This is a genomic window from Rhodovulum sp. (genome assembly GCF_011048875.1).
Lineage (GTDB): Bacteria > Pseudomonadota > Alphaproteobacteria > Rhodobacterales > Rhodobacteraceae > Rhodovulum > Rhodovulum tesquicola.
Map to the genome: position 1 here is coordinate 1 of NZ_DSDD01000064.1, position 4266 is coordinate 4266.

The 4266-nt window shown below is 68.2% G+C and carries 6 protein-coding genes; 5 read left to right on the forward strand and 1 reads right to left on the reverse strand.

Translation table 11 applies throughout. The features are described from left to right. Positions 1-8: 8 nt before the first annotated feature. Positions 9-1178, reverse strand: a complete 1170-nt coding sequence (locus ENN83_RS02195; RefSeq protein ID WP_287183547.1) for a MalY/PatB family protein — start codon at positions 1176-1178, stop codon at positions 9-11. 102 nt (positions 1179-1280) lie between these two features. Between ENN83_RS02195 and def (ENN83_RS02200) the strand changes: the two genes are divergently transcribed. The 5 genes from def (ENN83_RS02200) to ENN83_RS02220 all read left to right on the forward strand — a co-directional run. After that, positions 1281-1802 carry a peptide deformylase gene (gene def, locus ENN83_RS02200; protein ID WP_287183550.1) on the forward strand — a complete coding sequence of 174 codons (522 nt, stop codon included), beginning with the start codon at positions 1281-1283 and terminating at the stop codon, positions 1800-1802. Further along, entirely contained in the window at positions 1799-2293 is a 495-nt protein-coding gene (gene def / locus ENN83_RS02205; protein WP_287183553.1) for a peptide deformylase, read from the forward strand. The genes def (ENN83_RS02200) and def (ENN83_RS02205) overlap by 4 nt, the downstream gene beginning before the upstream one ends. Beyond that, positions 2290-2793 (forward strand): peptide deformylase, encoded by a 504-nt coding sequence (gene def, locus ENN83_RS02210; protein ID WP_287183556.1) that lies wholly within the window; start codon positions 2290-2292, stop codon positions 2791-2793. Before def (ENN83_RS02205) ends, def (ENN83_RS02210) begins: the two co-directional genes overlap by 4 nt. Further along, complete coding sequence (gene fmt, locus ENN83_RS02215; RefSeq protein ID WP_287183559.1) at positions 2793-3692, forward strand: methionyl-tRNA formyltransferase; 900 nt, start codon at positions 2793-2795, stop codon at positions 3690-3692. Before def (ENN83_RS02210) ends, fmt begins: the two co-directional genes overlap by 1 nt. Positions 3693-3803: 111 nt before the next feature. Next, positions 3804-4266: DUF2478 domain-containing protein (locus ENN83_RS02220; RefSeq protein WP_287183561.1), on the forward strand; the 463-nt coding region annotated here is incomplete at its 3' end.

The window sequence follows — 4266 nt, forward strand, 5'->3', positions numbered from 1 at the left end:
GAGTCGTTTCACTGCAGGTCGGCAAAGGCCGCCTGCAACCGTTCGACCGCCTGCGCGACGCGGGCGCGGGGCGTGGCGATGTTGAACCGCAGGAAGCATTCGCCCCCGGCCCCGAAGGTCGGCCCATGGTTCGCGGCGATCCTGGCGCTCTTCTCGACGCGTGCGGTAAACTCGGCCGCCGTCATGCCGGTGCCAGCGAAATCGACCCAGGCCAGATAGGTCGCCTCCAGCGGCATGGACGCAAGCCCCGGGATGGCGTTAACGCCTGCGTCGAACAGCCGCCGGTTGCCGTCGAGATAGGCCATCAGCGCGTCGATCCAGGCCGCGCCCTCGGGCGAATAGGCCGCCGTCGCCATCTCGATCCCGAAGGAATTTGGCGAAATGCCCAGCGCCGCCATCCGTCCGGCGAAGGTCTTGCGCAGGCTCGCGTCGGGAATGATGACGTTGCCGACATGGCAGCCCGCGATGTTGAAGCTTTTCGTCGACGCGCTCATCATCACAAGCCGGTCGCGGATGGTCGGGTCCACGAGGTCCATCACCGTGTGGCTCTGCCCAGGATAGATCAGGTCGTGGTGAATCTCGTCCGAGACCAGCACCAGATCGTGCCTCCTGGCGAAATCGGCCACGCCCTGCAATTCCGCGCGTGTCCAGACCCGTCCGCCCGGGTTGTGCGGCGAACACAGGATCACCATCCGCGCGCCCTTGGCCAGCCCGTCACAAGCGGCAAGATCCATCTCGTAGCGGCCATCGCGGTTCACCAGCGGACATTCCACCACGCGCCGCCCCGCCGCACGGATCACCCGGGCAAACGCGTGATAGACCGGCGTGAACAGCACCACGCCATCGCCCGGCGCGGTGAAGGCATCGATGCACATCGAGGTGCCGTTCACCAGACCATGGGTGGTAAAGATCCAGTCGGGTTCGATCTGCCAGCCGTGACGGCTGTGCATCCACCAGCCGATTGCCGCACGATAGGCGCCCTCGTCGCCGTAATAGCCGTGGATCCCGTGATCGACCATCTTCTGCACGGCGGCGCCCACGCAGGCCGGCGGGCGGAAATCCATGTCGGCCACCCACATGGCAAGGCCGTCGGCGGCGGGCACGCCATAGATCGGCTCCATCATGTCCCATTTCATCGAATGGGTGCCGCGGCGGTCGATGATCTCGTCGAAATCCATGGGGGCCTCCTGCTCGTGCCGCGCCAAGCTAGCGGCTGGCCCCGCAAGCGCAAGCGTTCGTCGCATTGCAAGGCGGCCTCGATTCGCCTAAATCCATGCGTCATGAGCATTCGATCGATCCTGATCCATCCCGATCCGCGCCTGAAAATGGTGGCCGACCCCGTGTCGGACATCACGGGCGAGTTGCAGCGCCTGGCCGAAGACATGCTGGCCACCATGTATGACGCGCCGGGCATCGGCCTTGCCGCGCCGCAGGTGGGCATCCTGTCCCGCCTGATCGTGATGGATTGCGCCAAGGACGAGGGCACGCGGCCCAAACCCTTTGCCATGTTCAACCCCGAGGTGGTCTGGAAATCGGACGAGCGCAACATCCACGAGGAGGGCTGCCTGTCGGTGCCCGAGACCTATGCCGAGGTGACGCGCCCCGCCGAGGTCGTCGTGCGCTGGACCGATCCCGCGGGCGACCAGAAGGAGGAACGCTTCTCGGGCCTCTGGGCGACCTGCGTCCAGCACGAGATTGACCACCTCGATGGCATCCTGTTCATCGACTACCTCAAGCCGCTGAAACGCCAGCTCATCACGCGCAAGATGCAGAAGATCAAGCGCGACCGGGCCAGGGCGTGAGCATTCTGCAGATCCTGCGCTGGCCAGACGAGCGGTTGCGCACGGTCTGCGCCCCGGTGGAAGAGATCACCGACGAGATTCGCCTGCTGGCCGCGGACATGCTGGAGACGATGTATGACGCGCCGGGCCGTGGTCTGGCGGCACCGCAGGTGGGCGTGTCCCGGCGGATCTTCGTGATGGATGTGAACGGAGGGGCGGGGCCGCGCGCCCCGCGCATCTTCCTCGACCCGGTGATCGAGGCGTGGTCAGACGAGACCGCCACCGGCCCCGAGGGCTGCCTGTCGATCCCCGGCATCGTGGCCGAGATCGAGCGGCCGGTGGAAATCGCGCTGCGCTGGCGCGATATCGGCGGGACCGAGCGGCGCGAGACGCTGGCGGGGTTTCCCGCAATCTGCGCCCAGCACGAGATCGACCACCTGGACGGCATCGTCACCCTGGACCGCATGGCCCCCGCGTTGCGTGCCGGGCTGGAAGAGGCCTATCGCGCATGATCCGTCCGATCCTGCAATGGCCCGACCCAAGGCTTTCACGCCCCGCCGCACCGGTCGAAACGATCACCGACGAGATCCGCGCCCATTGGGCGGACATGATCGACACGATGGAGGCGATGCCGGGACAGGGTGTGGGCCTTGCCGCGCCGCAGATCGGGGTCATGCTGCGGCTGGCGGTCGTGGATTGCTCGGACAGCCGCGGCCAGGCCGTGCGCATGGCCAATCCCGAGATCGTCGCTTCCTCGTCCGCGCTGAACGCCCATGACGAGGCCAGCCCCTGCCTGCCGGGTGTCTGGGCCGAGATCACGCGCCCCGCGCAGGTGACGGTGCGCTTCCTGAACCAGGAGGGCGAAACCGAGGAGCGCGCGTTTGCCGAGCTTTGGGCCATTTCGGTCCAGCACCAGATCGACCATCTGCATGGACGGATGTATTTCGACAACCTGTCACGCCTGAAACGCGACCGGCTTCTGAAAAAGGCCGCCAAGCTGGGGCGGGGCTGATGCGCGTCGTCTTCATGGGCACGCCCGATTTCTCGGTGCCGGTGCTGGATGCGCTGGTCGCCGCGGGCCACCGGATCGCCGCCGTCTATTGCCAGCCCCCCCGCCCCGCAGGCCGCGGCAAGAAGGATCGCCCCAGCCCCGTTCAGGCCCGGGCCGAGGCGCTGGGGCTGCCCGTTCGCCATCCGAAATCGCTGAAGGGCGCCGAGGCGCAGGCAGAGTTCGCCGCGCTGGGGGCCGATATCGCGGTCGTGGTCGCCTATGGGCTGATCCTGCCGCAGCCGGTGCTGGACGCACCGCGGCTGGGTTGCCTGAACATCCACGCCTCGCTGTTGCCGCGCTGGCGAGGGGCGGCGCCGATCCACCGGGCGATCATGGCGGGCGACACCGAAACCGGCATCTGCATCATGCGGATGGAGGCGGGGCTGGATACCGGCCCTGTCCTGCTGCGCGAGGCAACACCCACAGGGGCGCAGGAAACCACCGGCGAGTTGCACGACCGACTGTCCGCCATGGGCGCGCGGCTGATCGTGCAGGCGCTGGACCAGTTGCCCAAGTTGAAGCCCGAGACCCAGCCCGAGGTGGGCGTCACCTATGCTGACAAGATCGACAAGGCCGAGGCGCGGGTGGACTGGACCCGCCCGGCCGCCGAAATCGCACGCCAGATCAACGGGCTCTCGCCCTTTCCCGGCGCATGGTGCATGGCGGGGGACGAACGGCTCAAGCTGTTGCGCGCCTGGGTGGCCGAGGGCGACGGCGCGCCCGGCCAGGTGCTGGATCGCCTGACCATCGCCTGCGGATCCGGCGCAGTCGCCATCCTCGAGGCCCAGCGCGAGGGCAGGCGGCCCATGTCTGCGGACGAGATCCTGCGCGGATTGACGCTTCCCGAACGGCTGGATTGATCGCTCCGCACCGGGGGCCTTCCGGACGGGGGTATTCTCACGACAGTGCCGCCGGGCTATACAGGCAGGGTCAGGTCGAATGAGGCGCAGGTCGGGCAGGGGAGGCCGGGCATGACCGGAACGGAGGCGGGAACGGCCGAGCCGCGGATCGCCGCATTTCCCATTGCCGCGGGGGTTCCGGTCGATACCCTTCTGGCGGCACTGGTGGCGGCGCTGCAGGCCGAGGGCTGGCGGCTGGCGGGATTCCGGCAGACCGGGCTTGCGGATGGCGGCATGGCGGTCGTGGCCCTGTCGGATGGCGCGGTGTTCGGGATTTCGCAGGCCCTGGGGCCGGGCTCGACAGGCTGTCGCCTGGATCCCCGGGGTCTTGCCGAGGCGGCAGGCGCGGCACTTGTGGCGCTTGATGCCGGTGCCGATCTGGTCGTCCTGCCCCGCTTCGGCAAGGCCGAGGCCGAAGGCGGCGGCTTCCGCGCGGTGATCGAGCGTGCCTGCGCTTGCGGTATCCCGGTGCTGGTCGCGCTGCGCCCCGACTGCGCCCCCGCATGGGAGGCATTCACCGGCGGGCTTGCACAGA